We start from the raw sequence: 22,253 nt of genomic DNA on the forward strand, positions 1-22,253 counted from the left end.
GCTGAAGCGATCACTTCAGCCCTTTTTTTATCCTTTCAGATATACAGGAACATCATAATAAAGCGTATAGTCATCCAGAAGCGTATATAAGCTGTACATACGGTTTACCTGCTTATATGCCCAGCCGATGTCAGTGGCGTACTGGTGGGCCGCGGCTGCGGACCACCTCATTTTGTAGAGAGTGTCCTGCTCGTAGGCCGGATTATGAATGTAAGATGAACCTATAAATGCAGCACCGCCGATAATGGCGGCTTCGGGAGTAAACCAGCCTTGATTATATGCGTATTGGGCGCCGTAGTAGTTCGGATTGCTATCATAAGCGCCGATTCCGTACATGTTATAAACGGTTTTTCCATTGTATTTGATGCCGTTTGCAAGCTCTGACGTGCCGTTGCCCGTTTCAAGCAAAGCGTGCGAGACCAAATACAATTCATTTATGCTGTACTTGTTGGCGGCAGTAATAAAGGCTTGTCCTTTCCCCGTAAGAATCCCTTTATCGGCCAGTACTTTTTGGTTGATTTCAGATGCATTAAGCCCAGCCGTTTGAGAGAGCTTGAGAAATTGAAAGTAATATTTGCTGTCCAGCGTGTAATTGTCTGGGTTGACGTATTGTTCGACTTCATCACTGCTGGCATTTCTCCAGTTCATACTGATTTTGGCCCAGCCGTTTGTTTGGCCGATGATGTTGACTTTATCGCCTTTTTTTAATTGGCCGATGACATTGCCTGAACTGACTTCCGGGCTTGATCTGACGTTCAAAACATCAGCTGTGACTGTTTTAGAGGCCGTATTGATAAACGTCAGCGATGCGTAAGCCCCGGCATCTGTTTGCGGGCTGACCGTCATCTGCTTTTTGACCATATCTTTAAGCGAGATATTGTAATTTGTATTCATGATTTGCGGGCCATTTTTTATTTTCACAATGGACACTGTCCAGCCGTACAGCTGCTTCAGCTTTGCAGAGGCGGCAGATGCTGAATCCTTTCCTGTGAATTGATTATTGATATGAAGCTCGTAAATCGGAAGGCTTTTACTCGTATAGCTTGCCTGTAACTTCTTGGTGCTGAAATATTTCATACTGTTGTTTAATACGGTTTTACTGCTGATCCTCTCTGTTGTTATGGTGTATTGTGTATATGCGGTTTTCCCCGTCTCTTTCACAGTGCCGGCCGCTTTGTTTTGCTTTAAAAAAGCTAACGCACGGTCAATGTCTTCCTTCAAAAGCAAGGGAGCCGTTTCGATTTGGAATTGGGTATAAGCCGTTTCCCCAGTCTTTTGTGATGCGGCAGATACCTTTTTTCCTTTGAAGAAGTCCAGTGAACGATTGATTTTTAATGGATCAAGCAGAGGCTCGGTTGTGATTTTAAAAGCTGTGCCCGTCTGCTTTGTCACGGATTTTGAAGCGGCGCTCAGGTTATATCCCTTTAACAAGCTCAATCCTTTTTTAATCTTTGACTGGTCGGTTGTTTCCTGGGAAAGCAGCTGATATTCATTCTCCGTTGTTTTTCCTGCTGCGGACCTTGTCATTTTCACACCTTGCTGACGGAAAAACACATCCGCTTTGTCAGCCTGTGCAGCTGTGATCTGTGCCGTTGTAATTCGGTAAACAGAAGATGAAGCTGTCTTTTTTGCCGAAGACGCTGAACAGTGCCATTTCTTCTTTTTAAAGAAGGATTGAATGCTTTGCAGCTGCTGAGGCGTCAACCCGTTCATAATGACCGTATAATTATTTTTCGTGCCGGCTTTTTGGTAATTGCTGCTGATGCCTGTATTCGTCTTGATTTGACCGACCGCATTTTTTACAGCGTTTATGCCGTTAAAATATCCCGATTGAACATTGTACACGTTCACCGTTTTGTTTTGGGTGATCTTTTGAACGGCGCCTTTGATTCCCGTTGTCTTTTCCAGCTGCTTAGCTAAGTCTCCCGCGCCCTTTGCGTCCTTCATATCAGAGGAGGTCACGGTATAATTGGACCGGCCTTTTGCCGTCATGTTCAGCGACGCTTTTAATCCTGTTTGTTTCTGAAAATCGGTTTGGATTTGAGCAGCTTTTTGATCTCCGATGATTGTCCCGGATTGAATCCGGAACTGGGCGGCTGCCTGTGTGACCGGCTGGTATGCGGCTTTAACGCCTGTTTGTTTTGTCAGGTCTTGAATCAGCGCTTTTGCATTCGTTTCTGAAGCCAGCTCTGGGGTCACGACCTGTACGTACGGCTGTTTTGACCCTCTCGGCTTGACGCCACCGGTCACTCCCGTTTCTTTCTTCAGTTTGGCAAGAAGGTTTTTCGTCTGCTGTTCGTCCGATAAAACGCCTGAGGTAACGGTCACATAAGGCTGTTTGCTGCCGCTTGCGCTGTAGGTGCCGCCCACACCCGTCTGTTTTGTAAAATCATTCATTACGGTTTTTGCATCAGCTTCATTATGTATGCCTGAGGCTGATATTTGATAAGTGAGCGGCGCATTTCCGGCTGCCTGAACGTCAGCCTGCCATCCCGTATCCTTTTTCAGCTTGCCTGCTGCTTGCAATGCCTGGCTCTCTGTTTGAAATTGCTGTTTCGTTTCCAATTGATAAATGGAATAGTCGCTGTACACAGCCTTTGCAGGAAGCGACATTGTGCAAAAGACAAGGAAAACGGCGGACACTAACATAGGTGCAACGAATCTCTTTTTCATTCCTTCTCCTCTTTCTTATTCAATTGTTATCTATCAAACTAGTTTATTTATCGGCGGGATTTCTCTATTTTTACAGAGAGAAGGCTCCCAATTTACAAATAATAAAACTTAATCCCATTCCTGAGATTAAGTTTTCGTTTTTATATATGAGAGACGATTAATGTACATTCGCCGTTTATCGTAAAGTCCGGCATCTGATCCGGCAATATGAAATGGGCGCCTTTTTCAAGCTTGCGGGAAATTCCTTCATAACTGAGGGTTCCGCTCCCCTCTATGACGCTGCACAGCATAAACGAGGTATCCTGCGTCAGCTCGGCCGTGCCGCTGATATCCCATTTGTATACAGAAAAATATTCTCCCTGCACGAAGGTTTTGATGGTGGCGCCTTTTCTGGTTTCTGTTGATTCATCTATAAATCCGTCCACATGAGGAACGGTTGCGGCGTTGATTGCCTTACGAAGATGAAGATCACGCTGGCTTCCGTTGCTGTCCGTGCGGCCGTAATCATATATCCGGTAAGCGGCATCTGAGTTTTGCTGTGTTTCCAGGACGAGCGTTCCCGCGCAGATGGCGTGAATGGTTCCGCTCGGCACGTAATAAAAATCCCCGGGTTTGATTTTCACGCGCCGCAGCAGGCCTTCCCAATCCCCGCTGTTGATCATCGTGACAAGCTCTGCTTTGGATCGGGCTGTATGGCCGTATATGATCTCCGCATTTTCTTTACAATCAATGATATACCAGCACTCTGACTTGCCCGTTTCGCCGTTTTCATGTCCCTCGGCATCATAATCATCCGGGTGGACTTTGATGGACATGTCTTGTTTGGCATCAAGCATTTTCGTCAGAAGCGGAAAGCGGTCTCCTTCGATTCCGCCAAATAATTCTCTGTGCCGGTCCCATAGTTCGTTCAGGGTTTTTCCTTTATACGGACCGCTTTTTACTGTGCTCAATCCGTTCGGATGAGCGGAAATCGCCCAGCATTCTCCGGTCGTGTCTGAAGGTATGTCGTATCCGAATCGTTCGCGTAATAAAGTGCCGCCCCAGATTTTCTCTTTACATACAGGCTGTAAAAAAATCGGCTCTTGCGTCATGTTCGTTCCCCTCCCCTTAAAAAGCGGCTCATATCCCATTCCCGCTGTGCCTCTGTTACAAACACAGGGAGTGCCGCTGGTAAAACATATGTATAAATGGCTGACCTGCTCATTATACCATTCAGATGGGGCCGAATGCTCAGTCATTTCCTATTCCAGAATAAATCTTCTTGTTTGTCGCAAATTAAAATAACTGATGTAAAGGAGGGGGAACATCTTGGCAATAGATGCTGAGCTAAAGCACAATCTTGAGATCTTAAAAAAGCGCTTCGGCCAAAATGATGACATCATGTTTTATTCCTTTACTTTCGGAAACGATGAATGCAGCGCCTGCCTGCTTTATATAGACGGGCTGACAGAAAATAAATTGCTTGCTGAATATATTATTTCACCGATGCAGGCCGCCGAGAAAAAACAAGAGGATGGGTCTGAAGAACCGCTCTCAGCCATATCTTTCGGTTATCGCCACACTCGGCTTTCCTCACTAAAAGACGTTGAAGCAGACATTTTTTCCGGTAAATCGGTTCTGCTGGCCGATGGCTGCTGCGAAGCCCTTTCCTTTGAAACAGAAACGTTTAAAATGCGTGATATTGAAGAACCGCCGTCAGAGCTGCTTGAGCGCGGGCCGCGGATAGGTTTTGTCGAAAAGCTTCGCACGAACACCGCGCTTTTACGGGACCAGGCGGGTGATCCCAACCTGCTGATCAAGGAGATCACACTCGGCAAAAGAACCAAAAAGAAAATCGCGGTGGCGTATATTCGGGATATTGCCCCGGATGATGTGGTAAAAGAAGTGTTTAAGAGACTGGATTCGATTGAGATTGGCCATATTCCTGAATCTGGGACGATCGAACAGCTTATTGAAGACAATACGTACAGCATTTTTCCGACGATTTTAAGCACTGAGCGTCCCGACCGGGTCATCGGCTCTTTGTTTGAAGGACGGGTTTCCATCATTGTAGACGGCACGCCTTTTGTCCTTTTGGTTCCCGCCACTGTCGATGAGTTTATTCATTCTCCGGATGATTACAATCAGAGGTGGATACCCGTTTCATTGCTCAGGCTGCTTCGGTATACATGCATTTTAATTACCATTTATTTACCCGGTCTTTACATATCACTTGTTACGTTTCATGTAGGCCTCTTGCCGACAAGAATGGCGATTACAATTGCAGGGAGCAGATTAAATGTTCCTTTTCCGCCTTTTGTTGAGGCATTTATTATGATTTTTACGATTGAACTGATAAGAGAAGCGGGGCTCCGGCTGCCAAAGCCAATCGGGCAGACCATCGGATTGATTGGGGGCGTTGTCATCGGACAGGCTGCCGTTCAGGCAAATATCGTCAGCGCGATGATGGTGATCATTGTCTCCATTACTGCCTTGGCTTCTTTTACAGCTCCGTCATACGCATACAATTTCCCGCTGAGGGTTATCCGCATCTTCTCGATGATTTCTTCCGCCGTCTTGGGGCTATACGGGCTGATTATGTGCTATCTGCTTGCCGTCGGGCACATTATGCGCCTGAAAAGCTTTGGCCAGGACTATATCATTCCGATCATGGCTCAGCCCGGCCAAGATTTGAAGGATACGGTCGTCCGGCTTCCGACACGGTTCCTCAAAAAGCGGCCGACAAGAAAAGAGACGAAAGATAAAATCAAACAAAGGTGATACCCATGAAGCAATCTGAAGATAAGCTGTCATTTATGCAAACCCTCCTCATGGTAAGCGGAACGATGATCGGCTCCGGCGTTTTAACGCTCCCCCGTTCTGCCGCATTAACAGACAGCCCGAGCGGGTGGATCATTATTCTGATTGAGGGCGCCGTGTATATCGGCCTCGTCCTGCTTTTTATGCCTTTTCTGCAGAAGAACAGTGAAAAAACCATTTATGAGCTGAATCGGGACATTATGGGCCGCGTCCTCGGGTCTTTATTGAATGTATTTATCAGTTTTTATTTCATTCTTACCGTTTGTTTTCAAGCCCGATTTCTCGGAGAGGTCACGAATTATTTTTTATTAAAAAATACGCCGATGAGTGTGGTCGTATTTATCTTTCTGGCGGTCGGCCTTTATCATGTGACAGGCGGCGTCTATCCGATTTCTAAGCTTTACGCCTATATTTTTCCGATAACGATTGTGATCTTTCTTGTACTTCTGGTGTTCAGCCTGAGATTGTTTAATCTCGATTTTATTCGTCCGGTCATGGAAGGCGGATACAAGAGCTTTATTAGTCTCTTTCCGAAAACCCTTCTTTATTTCTCAGGCTTGGAAGTGATTATCTTTTTAGTGCCGTTTATGAAGGATCCGCGCCAGGCGAAAAAAGCGGTAGCCTTCGGGATTGGGGTCTCCTCTTTGTTTTACAGCATTACCTTGCTGATCGTCATCGGGTGTATGACGGTCGCTGAGGCGAAGGCGGTGACGTGGCCGACGATTTCTCTTATTCACGCGTTAGAAATTCAGGGCATTTTCATTGAGCGGTTTGATATCTTTTTGCTGGTCATGTGGACCTGCCAGCAGTTTACCTGCATGCTCGGTTCTTTTAAAGGAGCGCATCTCGGATTAAATACCCTTTTCCGGCTGAAAAATAAAAATAATGCCTGGCTTTTGACGGGATTATTGGCGGTCACATTCGGTATTTCTATGTACCCCCAAGACATTAACAGCGTGTTTGAATACGGAACCATGCTCGGATATCTGTTTTTTGCCGTGATCATGATTCCTTTTCTCATTTGGTTTTCAAGCTGGGTGAAAAAAACATTCAGGAGGAAACAGACGTCATGAGACATTTCGTAAAATTGACGGCGGCACTGTTCGTACTGATTGCACTTTCCGGCTGCTGGGATGCCAAGGAGGTCGAGAGGCTTTCATTTGCGCGTGGGCTGGCTATTGATGAGACAAGTGACCATCAATATAAATTAACCTATCAAAACCTGCTCCCCCAAAGCGAAAACAGCCAGGCTTCCGGCAGACCCGCTTTTGTGAATGTGACAACGCGGGGGGATACCGTTCTTGAAGCGGTCAGTGACGTATCTTTAAAGGACCCGCCCGTTTACAGCGATCATTTAAAGGTTCTTATTTTCAGTGAAAAACTGCTGGCTGACCAAAATATGCAGCAAATGATGAATCATTTTATCCGTGATGATGAATTACGGCGAAGCAGCTATATTTTTGCGGCGAGAGGAAAAGCATCTGATATTTTGACAGAGCCGACGCCAAGCCAGCAGCAGCCTATGCCGGCAGAGAAACTGATCGATCTCACCAATAACGGAGGCTATAACGGGAAAATTTTAATGCCGCTTCGGATCGGAAGGGCATCCATTTACTGTCACAACAAGCTCAGCTTTCTGATTCAGGCGGTCGTGAATAAGAACGGAAAAACGGTATATGACGGAACCGCCATTATAAAAAGCAGAAAACAAAATAAGCTCGCCGGTTTTTTGTCGGCTTATGAGACACAGAGCCTCAATTGGCTGATGGGGACAATTAAAGGCGGTGTTTTGCCCGCAGAGGATAAAAACCGCCCTATTACCTTTGAAATTAAGAAATCAAAGTCAAAGATTACTCCCCGCTTAAAAAACGGAAAGCTGTCATTTCATATATCTGTGAAAACAAAGGGGCTGCTGTCCGAAAATCAATCGACCGCTGAAGATTCATTCGATAATCGCTATTTAGACAAAATGGAGCGGATTTTTGAAAAAAAATTAAAAAGTGACGTAAAAGAGGTCATTGATAAGCTCCAAGGCCAATATGAAGCTGACCCTGTGTTCTTTTCCGACAGTGTCAGAATTCACTACCCGAATTATTGGAAGAAGGTCAAACATCATTGGGACAAAACGTTTTCTGAAGCGTCGTTTGATTATGACATCTCTCTTCAAATCGTCAATTTCGGAACGATAGGACGATAAACGTCAGCGTTTTTTTCAACGCGACCCTTTCGTATGATATATATCCTATTTTTTCACTAAAAGCGAAACATTCCCTCCCTCCTTTCGTCCAATGTAATAGGCTGATCTCTCACGTACGCCGGAGAGAATGCTGTAAACAGAGGAGAAATGAGAGGTAGCAAAGTGGAACGATCCGAACGTCACAATAAGAAAAAGCGCCTGAAAAAATGGGCGGTCATTATAGCAACAGCTGTTTGTTTTTTTCTGTTTATCGCTGCTGCTGCCGGAGTTTACGCCTATATAAAACTGAATCATGCTTCTAAGGAAGCCCACGTTGAACTGGAGCGGGGCAAGCAGTCCGTCAAACGGATTAAAGAATTTGATCCGAAGAAAGATTCTTTCACGATATTGCTGTTAGGCATTGACGGGAGAGCCTCGCAGGGTGAAACGGTCGATGATGCAAGAAGTGATGCGAATGTGCTCGTTACGTTCAACCGTAAAAAGAAAACAGCGACGATGCTCAGCATTCCGAGAGATTCTTATGTCAACATACCGGGTCATGGCCATGATAAGTTCACCCACGCTCATGCTTTCGGGGGATATACCCTCAGTTATAAAACGGCTGAAAGCTTTCTTGATATACCGGTAGATTACGTTGTGGAAGGAAATTTCAAAGCATTCAAAGATGTGGTGAATGAATTAGACGGTGTCCAGGTCAATGTAAAAAACCAAAAAATCGCTGATCAAATAAAAAAAGATACAAAAGGAAAGGTCGCATTACAGCCTGGTGTGCAGATGCTTGACGGGGAAGAGGCGTTAGCTTATGTAAGAACTCGTAAAGCGGATACTGATTTCAAACGCGGCGAACGGCAAATGGAAGTGCTGAAATCCATTATCAAAAAATCAAAATCGTTAAGCTCGATCCCTTCTTACGACAATATTGTCGATACGTTAGGAAAAAATATGAAAATGAGTCTGTCTTTAAAAGAAGCAATCGGTTTGTTTCCTTTTATCGCGTCGATCAAATCTGTCGATTCATTGCAGCTGACCGGCTCAGATCAGTATCTTTACAATGACGGAGAGGGAAAAAAACTCTACTATTTAAAATTAGATGAAGACACACTTGAAGAGGTAAAAACGAAGTTAAAGGAAGAATTGGCTGATTAAACGGCTGCGAGGGCCGGTTTGACACCGCCCCTCTCCCGCCTGATGTTACGGATTAACCGTTTGCTGATTTTCGGCTGATCCCGTGTCTCCGTTACGGTTTCGCAAATCTTGTTCAATTTCTTCAAGGCTTTTGCCCTTCGTCTCAGTCACTTTAAACCGGACAAATAAAAAAGCTGCGACGCCGATTGCGGCATAAATGATAAATAAATAGCTGATGCCGACGGCCTCCATTAACATAGGATACGTCAATGAAACAATTAATGTTCCGGCATGCAGCATTAAGGTCGATACACCCGTCCCAATACCTCTGACGTGAAGCGGGAATAATTCAGGAAGCATGACCCACACGACAGGCCCCCAGCTGATGGCAAACACGACGATAAACACGCCTAAACAAATGACCGTCGTCCATGATGCGGCGGCCGTATGTTCAAAAAAGAGATTGACTCCGGCCAGAACGAGCAGACTGATGACCATGCCTGCGTTCCCCGCCAGCAGCAGCGGCTTTCGCCCGACCTTATCAATGATTTTAATAGCCGCAAGCGTCATGATGACATTTACCGCACCGATTCCGACCGTCCCTAATATAGACGCGGAATTGCCGAATCCGACATTCGTAAATGTTTTTGGCGCATAATAAATGATTGTATTCGTTCCGATAAACTGCTGCAGAAACGCAAGTCCGAGACCGGCGACCAGCGCAGGTCTGACCCACGGCTCAAACAGCTCTTTCAAACCGCCTTCGTTTTCTTTTTCCGCTTCTTTCATTTCATCAATTTCTTCATCAATATCCTTCGTTCCCCGCAATGCTTCAAGAATCTTTCTCGCTTTCTCTTCTTTGCCGACGGTAAACAGCCAGCGCGGGCTTTCAGGCATAAATAAAATCCCGATCAGCAGAACAGCTGACGGCACAGCCGCCAAACCGAGCATCCAGCGCCAAGCCCCTGATTCGGCAAAAATGTAATTCACGATATAAGAAATGAAAATGCCGACCGTAATCATCAGCTGATTCAGTGAAGACAGCGCACCGCGTGTATTTTTCGGGGCCAATTCTGATAAATACAGCGGAACGATTGTTGTGGACGTTCCTACGGCAAGTCCGAGAATGATTCGGAAAAGGACCATCACCTGTGTATTCGGAGCCAGTGCGACGCCGATTCCGCCTATACAAAATAACAGCGCGGCTGCCATGATGGCTTTTCGTCTTCCGAACCGATCCGTTAATTTGCCGGCGAACCCCGAACCTATAATCGCCCCCGCCAATAACGAACTGACGACGAGACCTTCCGTAAAAGCGTTCAGCCCCAGTTCTTTTTTCATAAATAAAATGGCCCCGGAAATAACTCCGGTATCATACCCGTATAACGCGCCGCCGAGGGCGCCGAAAAAATAGAGCCATTTATTCGAATGTATGCTTTTCATGTGTGCAGACTCCTCTCATCCTTCGCTGATCGTCTGTATCAGCGCGGAGTTTTTCTAGACATCCTTTAGCCTGTTTTCTTTTATTTCAAACCTTTCGCCCTGTTAATTCCCAATTTTTCACTAATTATTTTTTCACAAAGTGACGAAACATTTCCTGATTCCTGCCGTCAAATATAATGTGAACCTGATGCAAAAATAACAGAAAGATGTTGTCGAAATAGAGAGAACGCTCTGGAAGCTCCCGGATGAAGATTTGCTCCAAGTCAACTTTTATGGTACGCTTCACAAAGAATAGAAACGAGAGGTAATGATATGGAACGATCACAACACAGGAAAAAGAAAAGACGCCTGAGAAAATGGGTGAAATTTGTAATGGTCGCCGTTGCTTTCTTATTGGTTATTGCCGGTTCCGTCGGCACTTACGCCTATGTGAAACTCAATAACGCGACGAAAGAAGCACACGTCAACCTTGACCGCGGCGATCAATCCGTAAAACGGATTAAAGAGTTTGACCCTAAGAAAGATTCTTTCACGGTATTGCTCTTAGGAATTGACGCCCGTGATAATAAAGGCGAAACAGTAGATGATGCAAGAAGTGACGCCAACGTGCTCGTCACCTTCAACCGGAAAAAGAAAACAGCAACGATGCTGAGTATCCCGAGGGATTCTTATGTGAACATCCCCGGACACGGCTATGACAAATTTGCGCACGCTCATGCTTACGGCGGTTATAATTTAACTTATAAAACAGTAGAAAACATGCTTGATATTCCGGTAGATTATGTGGTTGAGAGTAACTTTGACGCGTTCCGGGATGTCGTAAATGAATTGAACGGCATTACGGTAAACGTGAAAAGCCAAAAAATTGCCGATCGTATCAAAGTGGATACAAAAGGAAAAGTCGTGTTAAAGCCGGGAGTCCAAACGCTGGACGGAGAACAAGCACTGGCTTATGTCAGAACACGTAAAGCCGACACCGATCTGATGCGCGGACAAAGACAGATGGAAGTACTGAACGCCATTATAAAAAAATCTAAATCATTAAGCTCTATCCCTTCTTATGACGATATTGTCGACAGCCTAGGGAAAAATTTAAAAATGAACTTATCTCTGAATGACGCCATCGGTCTGTTCCCGTTTATCACATCTTTAAAATCAGTCGATTCTTTGCAGCTGACGGGAGCTGACAGCTATATTTACACCCCTCAGTACGGCAAAAATATTTATTACTTCAAACTGGATGAAGAGAAGCTTCAAGAAGTAAAAACAAAATTAAAGAAAGATTTAGCCGAATAAAGGCTGACGGTGGGGTTTTAGATAACCCCGCCGTTTTTCTGTTGAAAAAAAGAAGATGAAGGTATAGCCTTTTACTAACGGCTTTTCTGTTGATTTCGCAAAAAGCTGAACATACTAACCGAAGCAGCTTTATTTTTAAGGAGGGCATCCATACATATGAAACTGATAGCAATTGACTTAGACGGCACATTATTAAACTCGGATAGTGTGATTTCTCCGGAAAACAGAGCGGCTTTAAAAAGAGCGGACGAGGCGGGCATTCTCGTGGCCATCTGCACGGGCAGAGCCACTTTTGATGTAAAAGCGCTTCTCGAAGGTTTGGATATTCCGATCATTGCGGCAAATGGCGGCACGGTTCATGATAAAGGCTATCGCCTCGTGAGCCGGATGCTGATGGACCAGCAGGCCGGAAAAGATATCGCCGCTTATTTAACGGCAAAAGACATTTATTTTGAGGTGTACACGGATGATCATTTACTTTCACCTTATGATGGTGAAACCAAGCTTCAGGCTGAGCTGGACATCCTGAAAAGCGCCAATCCAAAGGAAGATTTTCAAACGTTATGGCAAGGCGCAAAGACGCAGTTCAAGCAATTCGGGATTAAGCCCGTTCAGGATATACAGGCGGTGTTTAACGGAGACGAACATATTTACAAGCTGCTTTGTTTCTCCTTTGATATGGAAAAACTGAAAAACGCCAAAGAGGAAATCAAACATCATCACAAACTGTCCCAAACCTCCTCCGGAAAGCACATTATCGAAATCCTTCCGGCAGAATCCGGCAAAGGACGGGCCCTGACGGAGCTTGCATCGCTTTACGGAATCGAAAAACAAGATATTTACGCCATCGGCGACAGCCCCAATGATTTATCCATGTTTGCGGCAGCCGGAAACAGAATCGCTATGGGCAATGCGATTGATAAGCTGAAGGAACAAAGCACGTACATTACAAAAAGCAATGATGAAAACGGAGTTGCGTATTTTATTCATCAGCTGCTTGAGAATCAAATATAAAATCCGCACACCGATGACAAAAGCCAGATCATGTAATGATATGGTTTTTTGTTTTGCAATGAACACCGCACCTTACATTTCTAAAAAATGATTCCCAAAGCTTAAGATAAATTGTAAAATAAAGCAAAAAGGAGTTATATAATGTCAAATGTTATGTTTGTGCTTGGATTTCTCGCTTTTCTCCTTGCACTTGGCTACGGATTTTTCCACCTCATATGCAAAGCTGTAAAAAAAGAAAAACGATTCTCAAAACTGCTGTTTTGGCCGCTTCTCATCGGCGGACTCGCCCTTACCCTCATCAGCGCTTCCTTCGCCGGGCCGGATATCGCCGCCACAAAGGCTGATGAAAAATACAGCACGCTTGATTCGGCCTATCAAAAATTATCGACAGAACATCAAGCGCTTGAGAAAAAATATGAAAACATCAGTGAAGAGGCTAAAAAAGAGAAAGCGGAAGCTGAAGCAAGCAATGAAGACAAGCTCAGCAAGCTGAGCAAAGAAATCGACGAGCTGAAAAAAAACAACAAATCGTTAGAATCAGACAACAAGAAATTGCAGGATTCCCAAAAGAAGCTTGAAAAAACAAACAAAACACTGCAAGCAGAAAACAAAACGCTGCAGAAGAAAAAAGAAGAAACAAAAACAGCCGGAGCGGCTGAAACGGCACAGGGCGCCGCCCATTCCTCCGGAGGAAATTCAAATACGAAAACACCCGACACCGCTCAAGGCTGCAGCATTAAAGGCAGCCGAAACGGCATTTATCATACGCCGGGGAGTACATACTACAGCCGGACGACAGATCCCGTCCGAATGTTCTGCTCCGTTGAAGAAGCTGAGGCCGCGGGCTACAAAGCGCCGAAACGATGAAAAAAAGACTTCAGAGAGTTCCTCTGAAGTCTTTTTTACGGAATCCTGACACCGCCTGCATACTTATCCTTCCAGTATTGGCTTGTGTTCATATTGGTAATGGTGACGCCGGACGATACGGTGGCATGAATAACTTGCCCGTTTCCGATATAGATGGCCGGATTTAAGCTTTCCGCTTTTAAAAAAACCAAATCACCAGGCTTTACATCTTGTTTATCAATCCGAGTTCCCGCCTGCATTTGCTTTTCCGCATAACGCGGCAGGCTGATGCCTGCGGCTTTTTGATAGACGTATTGGATAAAGCCCGCCGTATCAAAGCCTGTTTTCGGTGAGACGCCGCCTTTTTGATAGGGGGCGATTCCGATATAGAGAGCCGCCTCTGAAACGATTGGGTTTTCTTTGGGGATCGATAAATTGTTGAATCTGCGTACACCGGAAAGCCGTTTTTGCCAATAATCCTCCGATAAGTAGGAAATGGTGACCTTTTCTGTGCGGCTGGCATGGATGAATCTGCCTCCGCCCGCATAAATACCGGCGTGAGATATTCCTTTTTTATATGTGTTGCTGAAATAGATAATGTCACCAGGCTTCATATCCGCCACTTTGATTTTTTCACCGACCGTCCACTGCTGCTCGGCTGATCTCGGCAAATAAATGTGCAGCTTGTTTTCAAAAACATATTGAACAAATCCTGAACAGTCGAATCCTTCTTCTGGCGTGCTTCCGCCAAAAACATACGGAATGTCGAGATACCGTTCGGCTTCCTGCACAATCGGGTTATTGGACAGTTCCGGATCTTTTGAAATCCGTCTTGCGCCGAGATATAAGTTCATCCAATAGCTGCTTTTTTGAAAATTTGTAACGGTTACTCCCGCCGACTGGGAGCTGTGAATCATTTCCCCGCCTCCGATATAAAGGCCTTCATGGACAGGCGTGTTTCCTGACGAATCCGATTTTCTGAAAAAGACAATATCACCAGGCGAAAGATCGCCTTCTTTTACGGCGGCTCCGACTTTCCATTGATCACCGGCCGTTCTCGGCAGATGAATGTTCTGCTTTGCGAAAAGATAATGAATGAATCCGGATGGATCGAAGCCTTCCCTCGGCTGTTCGCCCCCGTAAAGATATCTATATCCGACAAGCTTTTGCGCCTTCTCTATCATCGGCGCAAAAGCTTGAGAGTCCGCTTCGGCGATTTCCGTTCTCGTTATTACAGGTGTCACAAGGCAAATCATAAGGCCAGCAAGCATATACTTCCTCCAGCTTGTGAGCATGTTCCCTATTCACTCTCCCTCCTATTTAGTAGTTTTAACATCGGTATGTTTTAACAAATGTTTAGGAGGAAGCATATAAAAAAAGACTTGCCGGGGAGCCTGAATACAGGCTGCCGGCAAGCCGGGAGCATTGCTGCTTATTTTGCGTCTGATGTTTCTTCTAGCTGAATCTTTTGCATTTCCGCATCAATTTTTTGTTTCTCTTGATCTGTCAGCTGATCGTTAAATTTAAAAGCTGACATAAACATAAATACCATAATAATAGCTGCGAACGGCCAGCCGGTTTTAATGATTTTCATTGCTCATCACTCCGCTTTCTTTTTTAAAATATCACTGTGATCGACATCAAACGTTAATTTTCCGTCTTTAACACTCCACTTGAAATTCGATTCTTTTGTCAGTTCGCGAATAATCGTTTTTTCATTGATGCTGCCTTTTTTGACCGGGGCAGGTGTCGCTTCATGAATTTTCATCGGCGTGATTTCAAAGCGTCCCGTTCCGTTTTTCTGCAAATGATATTGGACAAGCGCGCTGTCTCTTGTTCTCGTCCATCCTTGGTCGAATACGAAGTTCCCCAGGCTGTAGAAAATGACGGTGCCGTGGTACATTTCGATCGGCTCTAATACGTGCGGATGGTGGCCGACGATAATATCCGCGCCTGCATCTGACATGGCTCTTGCCAATTGGCGCTGCCTGTCATTCGGATCGTTATCATATTCCTGGCCCCAGTGCGTCTGGACAACGACAAGGTCCGCGTTCTTTTTGGCCTTAGAAATCATCGGAATAAACAGCTCCGGATCAGCCGGCAGCACGCCCGGTGCATTTCGTTTGGCGGTAAAGTCTTTTCCGTATACATCGGTGAATCCTAAAGTTGCGATTTTGATTCCGTTTACATCTTGATAAGAAATATTCTGTTCGGCTTCCTTCAGCGTTAAGCCGGCTCCGACGAGTTCAAGATTTTGCTTTGAAAATTCTTCAACTGTATCCTGCATTCCTTGAGGGCCGTAGTCCATCGCATGGTTGTTAGCGCCTGTCAGAACGGTGAAATTCATATCCTTTAATACTTTTACGGCATCTTTATTTGACTGAAGGTGGATATTTTTATCCGCTTCTTTGTAGTTCTTTTTATATGTGACCGGGTTTTCAAAGTTCCCTGACACATAATCGGATGCTTCGAAAAATGGCTTCGCGTAACGGAAGACGCTTTCTGTTCCCTTGCGGCCTGTAACTTTTTCCACATATCGGCCCATCATGATATCTCCGACAAAAGAGGCTGACACTACGTCATCGGCATTCCGTTTCACACTCGGCGTTTCCGCCTTCCCTGTCAGTATGCAGACAAACATCAGGCAAAAGACGATAGGCAGAGCGATAAAAACGTGAAGATTGGTCTTTTTTTTCTGCTGTTTTGTCAGTTTTAACAGTTTTTCTTGAAAGCTTAATTGTTTTTTCATCGTTTGACACACCTTACATTAGATTAAGTAGTAAGCAAACATAATGGCAAAAGTCGCGCCGCTTAAGAACAGCGTGCTGGCAAATGTGATCGTTAATCCTTGTTTCTGAATGGTGTTGGCAATTAATCCCGGGACAATGATACCGATTCCGCGGAATTCGGATATCTCAAACGGGACAATCGGATAGAGAAAATCAAGTGCAATTTTTAAGCATATCCCTGTAATGAGCATCGCCGCGAACTTTCTGCGGCCGTACAAGATCATAAATCTGGATAGCCCGTATTTGACGATGACGTATGTAAGAAGGCTGACGAATAGCACGAGCAATATAAAGACCGGCTGATTAAAAACAAGCCCCAAATATCCCGGTACAACTAACCCGGCAGGCACAATACCCGTTTTTTCCGCAAAAATTAAACTGATTAACACGCCTAAAATAAGTGAAATATATAAATCTGATCCGAACATTTACTTTTCCTCCTAGCTAACGAGCTGTTTCACCTTATACTCTTGGATTTTTTCGATTAAAGGTTCCGCTGAACCATGGATGTTTCCGACGCCATATATGACACGGTTATGCATTCTTGTTTTCAGTACTTCCATAATTTCATCTGTTGATTTGTATTCAAGATCATGCAGCGTATCGGCCGGTATTTTGCCTTCTTCATAGGCTCTGACAATCGGTTCCGTCGTTTCGCCGATCAGGATGAGTTCTTTCGTTTTAATATACGGCAGTACATCATTAGCGAACTGGATGGTTCTGTCCACACGGTCCGCGCGGCAGTTCATGATAACAACCGGTTCATCTGTCGGGTAGCCGATTTCCTTTACGCGTTTCCATATATTTAAAGTAGAAGATGCATCATTTGCGGCAAAGCCATTAACGAAATGACCTGGCTCCGTCGTACTGAGCAGCGGCAGAATTCTCATGGCGCCAGGATCAGGCGGCGCATTCAGCATTCCTTTAAACGCTGTTTCTTCATCAATGCCGAGAGCTTGGGCAACGCCGAGCGCAAGTGAAGCGTTATCCGGAAAGACCATATATTCAAATTTCCGCAAGTACTCATCCGTAATTTTAGAGTTATCAGCAACGATGACTTCGGTATTCCGCTCTGCGGCTTTTTCTTTAAAGAATTCTGTGTATTCACTATCTGTAATAATGAGATGGCCGTTATAAGGAATTGTCGCGGTAAATGCTTCGGCAATCTCATCAAGCGTCGGTCCCATTACATCCATATGATCTTCAAGCACGTTTACGATGACGCCGATATTGGCTTGAAGCAGTTCTTCCTGAAAGATAATCTGGTAATCCGGATTCACCGCCATACACTCACTGACAATGGCGTTGGCCCCGCGTTCTACGGTTTCCTTCATTACTTCTTTTTGCTCGCCGATGTTAGGGCCTTGCGGTTTCCGTTTGATCGGTTTTTCCTCCGGCGTATCCCAATAGATCATTCTCGCATCTGTTCCCGTCGTTTTTCCGACTGTTTTGTAGCCCGCCTCCATTAGTATTCCGGTCGTCAGCCTCGTTACGGTCGACTTGCCGCGGATACCATTAATATTGACGCGTACTGGCAGAGCATCGATATTCTTCTGATGCCGCCTTTTTTCTATGATTCCGATGACTAGTACGGCAGCACAGGCTATAATGAGTAACCACATTGATTTTTGACATCTCCTTCTGTATTGATAAATTCATTCATCAGTATATAGGTTCACTATGAATTCTCAATCGGCATTATGTAACATAATCTTCCCGGCCTCACTGAGCCAAACTTCTCTATTACTGGCGCTTTTCTTCCTATTATTGAATTGCTATTTTTGGGAATAGACAGGACTTCACTCTTACTCCGATTTTTTTCCTGTCTAATGAATCCGCTTTCATTTTGACAGGGTTTTGAATTTGGACTAATTGGACTATAAGAGGCCGGAAACAAAAAGATGCACCTGAAATCCATCTTTTTTCAGCCCGTTCTGTCAGCCGTCCCCGCTCACAGCGCATGTTTTCGTCTGTATATTCGCAAACGGACGGACAGCCTGTTTTTTAAGGATAAGGTCATAAAGTCATTCATTTATCCCCCACACCCGACTAACAGTCCTATTCCAAAATAACTACCAGTGCATCATGAAATTGACAGAGAAAGGGGAGTCCGGCTTCTTTACAAGAAATAAACATTTTCTATGCGGAAAGTCCATCTTCTTTTTTCCCATTCACAGGCCATTTCTCACCCTTTTGAAACAATTTTAACAATACTTAATTTTCGTTCAAGAAATGTTCATCCATAATTTTGAAGTTTTTGGTAAAACATCAAGGAAAATCAAGAATTCCTGCGTTTTATAAAATGAATAAAATAGGAATGGCCGCTGAAAACTACAGATAACCCTGAGAAAGGAGGCGGTCTGATGCCTGGAAAAAAGCAAAGCAGGCTGTTACCGGGTGATTTTGAATCCGCTGTCCGAAAATTGCAGGAGCTTATGTGTGTTTGCGGAGATTTAAAGATACGAAGGATCAAACTGCAGGAGCGTCAAACCGCTTTTTTTTATATTGAACACATGATTGAGGAACAGAAGCTGAATGAGTTTCTGCTGAGCGACACCGTGCAGAGCGGCTCCCTTGAGAACACAATCGATTCCATCAGCAGCACAGAAACAAATGAAGTCCGCAGCATTGTGGATGGCATTCTAGCGGGGCAAGTGGTTTATCTCAGCGATGCTTCTGATCAGGCGAAGCTGTTTTCAGTCGGGCAAAACCCGCTGCGCGCCATTACGGAACCGGAATCTGAAAGCATCGTCCGCGGCGCCCATGACGGCTTTGTGGAAAGTTTAGATACGAACATTCATCAGCTTCGGTTCCATATTCAAGACCGCCACCTCTCTGTTCATTACATGGATATCGGAGAAAGGGCAAAATCGAAGGTTGCCGTGATCTATATCGAAAATATCGCCAATCCCGAAATTGTTGACGAAGTGAAGCGGCGCCTGTCCTACCTGCAGATTGACAGTGTGCTGGCACCGGGAATTATCGAGGAGTCGATAGAAGACAATTCTTTTTCCATTTTTCCGCAGATCATTCATACGGAACGGCCTGATAAAGCAAAAGCCTCTGTCATGGAAGGCTGCGTTCTTGTCATGATGGATGGAAGCCCGTCCGCGCTGATTGCGCCGATTACCTTTTTTTCTTTTTTCCAATCGCCCGATGATTACAGCACAAGGTGGATTTCTGCGAGCTTTTTGAGAGTGCTCAGATTTTTCGCTTTTATGATTGCGATTACGCTGCCCGCATTTTATATTGCGCTGATAGCGTTTCACTTCGAGGTCATTCCTAATGATCTGATTATTACGATGAAAAATTCAATTGTCGATATTCCTTTTCCTCCGCTGATTGAGGCCATGATTATGGAAATTACGATTGAGCTGATCCGCGAGGCCGGTATACGGCTTCCGAAACCGATCAGCCAGACAATCGGCATCGTCGGCGGGCTTGTCATTGGTGACGCAGTCGTTAAAGCAGGGCTTATCTCCAATATGATGGTTATCGTCGTAGCCGTGACGGCTGTTTCATCTTTTGTTCTTCCTTCATATGAAATGAGCACGTCCATTCGCACCATCAGGTTTCCGCTCATGTTTCTGGCGGCTTCATTCGGTTTTATCGGAATCGGGCTGGGGTTCGGGGTCATTCTGATGAACTTGTGCAAGCTCGAGTCACTGGGCGTGCCTTATTTATCATCTCTTACCCCTTTTCATTTCAGTGATTTAAAGGATGCCTTTATTCGTCTGCCGGCTTGGTTCATTAAAAGAAGACCTTTTTATCTAAGACCGAAAGATTCTAAACAAATTAACCACGTTCGGGGGTGGAAAAGAGATGAAACCTAAAAAAATAAGCCAGCTTCAGGCGGTGTTTTTCATTCTTCAGACGCAAATCAGTATCGGGGTGTTGGCGCTGCCTCATTTACTGATAGTGAAATCGGGAAGCAGCGGATGGATTTCCATCCTGCTGACCGGGGTGATCGTTCAGCTCACCTGCAGTCTGTATATGGTGTTATTTTACCGGTTTCCGAAAAAGAATCTTTATGAAATGTTTGATGCGGTTTTCGGAAAATTTCTCGGAAAAGGGCTGCAGGTGCTGTATATTTTATATTTTGCGCTTCTTTGCATACTCATTCTTTCCGTTTTCACACGAATATTGGATATTTGGGTGCTTCCGCTGACTCCTAACTGGGTCATCAGCTTAATGATCATCCTCGGCTCTGTTTATATTGCGCAAGCGCCGCTGAACGCGATTGCCAGGTTCAGCTTTGTCTTAACTCCGCTTTTGTTATTAATATCTCTGCCGCTTCTGTACACACTCGGAAAAGCCGATATGACTTACATTCTGCCGGTTTTTCAAGGGAACATGAAGGACATGCTCTCAGGGGTGCAGCAAACGCTGATCAGCATCACCGGCTTTGAATCGATGCTTGTCTTGGGTCCCCTCATTAACTGCACCGTCAGCCAGCGCTACAAAGTGATGACGATAACCAATGTTCTGGTTACTTTCTATTATCTGTATATCACCATTACTTGTTTCGTCACTTTCAGCCCCGAGGAAATCAAAATCATCCCGGAGCCTGTGCTGTATTTGTTAAAAACGGTTTCATTCAGGATTATCGAACGGACGGATTTATTATTTTTGACGTTTTGGTTCGTTACCGTTTTTTCAACATTGGCGAATGTGTTTTATCTGGCCAGCACCGGCATGGCTAAGCTGTTTAATAAAAAACAGCACAGCCGGTTTGTTTATTTGCTGGCCGTACTCGTCTTTCTTCCGTCCATTTGGGCCACAAGCACTGATAAAACGATTTCCATCCTGGACCATATCGTCCGCCTTTCAGATATTATCTTTGTCTATCTTTTCCCGGCATGTATGGCGCTGATTATCGTCCTTTTGAAAAAGGGTGTCCGCCATGCCCATTAAAAAAGCGATCCTCCTGTTTGTCATGTGTGCATGTCTTACGCTGACGGGCTGCTGGGACCAAAATTTATTAAAGGATATTTCTCTCGTGCTCTCCGCAAGCCTTGATGTCGATCATGACGGAAAAAATAAGATCGGCATCACCTATCGAAAAGTACAGTCTTCCCAAGCTGAACAGGAAACCGGCGGCTCATTTATTACAACGGTGCTCAGCTCTACGGGCCATACCATCCGCGAGGCGCGGTTTAACTTGGATAAGCTTGTGGATCAGCGGATTGACACGTCCAAACAGAGGGTATTATTAATCGGAGAAAAAATGACGGAAAAACCGCTTTTTCCATATCTGGATGTGTTCTATAGGGACGCTAAAAGCCCCCTTCTCGCACATCCGGCGGTCGTAAAGGACGGAGAAGCGCTTGATATGCTTAAGCTGATTGTCCGGCAAAAATTGATTGTCAGTAAATACTTAACGAATTTATTAGCAAGCGCCGACGCGGAATCGAATATCAGCCTGGAAAATTTGCAATCCATCCGTTCAAGCATGCTGACGGCTGATGAGGATTTTGCCCTTCCCTACTTAGCAATCCACGGACAAACCGTGAAAGTGGAAGGCTCGGCTTTGTTCAGAGGGCAACAAAAAGTGACCGAGGTGCTCGGCCAGGATTCCACCCTGCTGACGCTTTTAAACGGCCATTTTTCTAAAACCGCCAACATTAACCTGAAGCTATGGAACAAATATAAAATGGATATTGAAAATTATATTTCTCTCACCGTTACCGATGCAACGCAAAAGATTACATTTTTGGATGCAGACCCTCAGCATATCAAAGTGAAGGTTTTCTTAAAGCTTAACGCGCGCGTCGATGAATATCCGAAAGACAGGCTTGATTCGTATACCGCCATTGAACAAATCAACAAACAGGCTTCGGCAGACTTAAATGAACGCGCCGCAACAGTGATCCGCAACATACAGGAACACAACACTGATATCTTGGGAATCGGCCGAAAATATCAATCGCGTTATTTTGAACAGGGCAAACGCCTCAAATGGCGGAAGGTCTACCCTTCGATAGAGATTATTCCTGATATTCATGTGAATATTTCTCAAATCGGTATTGTGGATTAAAAGGAGGCCGACCTCCTTTTTTTATTGCCAACAG

Annotated in this window: 18 protein-coding genes; 10 read left to right on the forward strand and 8 right to left on the reverse strand. The window is 44.9% G+C overall.

Annotated features, from left to right (window positions below):
- Positions 1-27: 27 nt before the first annotated feature.
- Complete coding sequence (locus J7E26_RS02835) at positions 28-2,673, reverse strand: N-acetylglucosaminidase (protein WP_214802433.1); 2,646 nt, start codon at positions 2,671-2,673, stop codon at positions 28-30.
- 140 nt (positions 2,674-2,813) lie between these two features.
- The gene (gene manA, locus J7E26_RS02840; protein WP_214802431.1) at positions 2,814-3,764 is read right to left on the reverse strand and encodes a mannose-6-phosphate isomerase, class I; all 951 of its coding nucleotides are present in this window, start codon (positions 3,762-3,764) and stop codon (positions 2,814-2,816) included.
- Positions 3,765-3,981: 217 nt separating this feature from the next.
- Here manA and gerBA point away from each other — a divergent pair, with 217 nt between their 5' ends.
- The 4 genes from gerBA (at position 3,982) to J7E26_RS02860 (ending at position 8,815) form a co-directional block, all read left to right on the forward strand.
- Positions 3,982-5,433 (forward strand): spore germination protein GerBA, encoded by a 1,452-nt coding sequence (gene gerBA, locus J7E26_RS02845; protein ID WP_214802429.1) that lies wholly within the window; start codon positions 3,982-3,984, stop codon positions 5,431-5,433.
- A gap of 5 nt (positions 5,434-5,438) precedes the next feature.
- Positions 5,439-6,545 (forward strand): spore germination protein GerBB, encoded by a 1,107-nt coding sequence (gene gerBB / locus J7E26_RS02850; RefSeq protein ID WP_214802427.1) that lies wholly within the window; start codon positions 5,439-5,441, stop codon positions 6,543-6,545.
- The gene (locus J7E26_RS02855) at positions 6,542-7,669 is read left to right on the forward strand and encodes a Ger(x)C family spore germination protein (protein WP_214802424.1); all 1,128 of its coding nucleotides are present in this window, start codon (positions 6,542-6,544) and stop codon (positions 7,667-7,669) included. Before gerBB ends, J7E26_RS02855 begins: the two co-directional genes overlap by 4 nt.
- A 162-nt stretch (positions 7,670-7,831) precedes the next feature.
- A complete protein-coding gene (locus tag J7E26_RS02860; RefSeq protein ID WP_311379519.1) occupies positions 7,832-8,815 on the forward strand; it encodes an LCP family protein in 984 nt (327 codons plus the stop codon).
- Between the two features lie 45 nt (positions 8,816-8,860).
- On the opposite strand, the gene J7E26_RS02865 is transcribed toward J7E26_RS02860, so the two are convergent.
- Positions 8,861-10,237 (reverse strand): sugar porter family MFS transporter, encoded by a 1,377-nt coding sequence (locus J7E26_RS02865; protein ID WP_214802419.1) that lies wholly within the window; start codon positions 10,235-10,237, stop codon positions 8,861-8,863.
- 312 nt (positions 10,238-10,549) lie between these two features.
- On the opposite strand from J7E26_RS02865, the gene J7E26_RS02870 reads away from it, so the two are divergent.
- The 3 genes from J7E26_RS02870 to J7E26_RS02880 all read left to right on the forward strand — a co-directional run bounded on the left by J7E26_RS02870 (position 10,550) and on the right by J7E26_RS02880 (position 13,414).
- Positions 10,550-11,533: an LCP family protein gene (locus J7E26_RS02870; RefSeq protein WP_214802416.1), complete on the forward strand. Its 984-nt coding sequence runs from the start codon at positions 10,550-10,552 to the stop codon at positions 11,531-11,533.
- 156 nt (positions 11,534-11,689) lie between these two features.
- Entirely contained in the window at positions 11,690-12,547 is an 858-nt protein-coding gene (locus tag J7E26_RS02875) for a Cof-type HAD-IIB family hydrolase (protein WP_214802413.1), read from the forward strand.
- A gap of 141 nt (positions 12,548-12,688) precedes the next feature.
- Entirely contained in the window at positions 12,689-13,414 is a 726-nt protein-coding gene (locus J7E26_RS02880) for a sunset domain-containing protein (protein WP_214802410.1), read from the forward strand.
- Between the two features lie 35 nt (positions 13,415-13,449).
- Here J7E26_RS02880 and J7E26_RS02885 read toward each other — a convergent pair whose 3' ends face one another.
- From J7E26_RS02885 to pgsB, 5 genes are all read right to left on the reverse strand, one after another.
- Positions 13,450-14,688 (reverse strand): C40 family peptidase, encoded by a 1,239-nt coding sequence (locus J7E26_RS02885; protein WP_214802407.1) that lies wholly within the window; start codon positions 14,686-14,688, stop codon positions 13,450-13,452.
- A 137-nt stretch (positions 14,689-14,825) separates the two neighbouring features.
- Complete coding sequence (gene edmS, locus J7E26_RS02890; protein ID WP_214802404.1) at positions 14,826-14,987, reverse strand: extrachromosomal elements maintenance protein EdmS; 162 nt, start codon at positions 14,985-14,987, stop codon at positions 14,826-14,828.
- Between the two features lie 6 nt (positions 14,988-14,993).
- A complete protein-coding gene (locus tag J7E26_RS02895) occupies positions 14,994-16,142 on the reverse strand; it encodes a CapA family protein (RefSeq protein ID WP_214802401.1) in 1,149 nt (382 codons plus the stop codon).
- Between the two features lie 18 nt (positions 16,143-16,160).
- On the reverse strand, positions 16,161-16,610 hold the full coding sequence (pgsC, locus tag J7E26_RS02900; RefSeq protein ID WP_061522619.1) for a poly-gamma-glutamate biosynthesis protein PgsC: 450 nt from the start codon (positions 16,608-16,610) through the stop codon (positions 16,161-16,163).
- 12 nt (positions 16,611-16,622) lie between these two features.
- Positions 16,623-17,804 carry a poly-gamma-glutamate synthase PgsB gene (pgsB, locus tag J7E26_RS02905; protein WP_214802398.1) on the reverse strand — a complete coding sequence of 394 codons (1,182 nt, stop codon included), beginning with the start codon at positions 17,802-17,804 and terminating at the stop codon, positions 16,623-16,625.
- Positions 17,805-18,545: 741 nt separating this feature from the next.
- Between pgsB and J7E26_RS02910 the strand changes: the two genes are divergently transcribed.
- Genes J7E26_RS02910 through J7E26_RS02920 form a run of 3 tightly spaced genes read left to right on the forward strand, consistent with a single transcriptional unit; the run spans position 18,546 to position 22,219 of the window.
- Positions 18,546-20,015, forward strand: coding sequence for a spore germination protein (locus J7E26_RS02910; protein WP_214813073.1), 1,470 nt, complete (start codon positions 18,546-18,548; stop codon positions 20,013-20,015).
- Entirely contained in the window at positions 20,005-21,096 is a 1,092-nt protein-coding gene (locus J7E26_RS02915) for a GerAB/ArcD/ProY family transporter (RefSeq protein WP_214802392.1), read from the forward strand. The genes J7E26_RS02910 and J7E26_RS02915 overlap by 11 nt, the downstream gene beginning before the upstream one ends.
- Positions 21,086-22,219, forward strand: coding sequence for a Ger(x)C family spore germination protein (locus J7E26_RS02920; RefSeq protein WP_214802389.1), 1,134 nt, complete (start codon positions 21,086-21,088; stop codon positions 22,217-22,219). Before J7E26_RS02915 ends, J7E26_RS02920 begins: the two co-directional genes overlap by 11 nt.
- Positions 22,220-22,253 lie beyond the last annotated feature (34 nt).

This window comes from Bacillus sp. ISL-51, from assembly GCF_018613535.1.
Taxonomy (GTDB): domain Bacteria; phylum Bacillota; class Bacilli; order Bacillales; family Bacillaceae; genus Bacillus.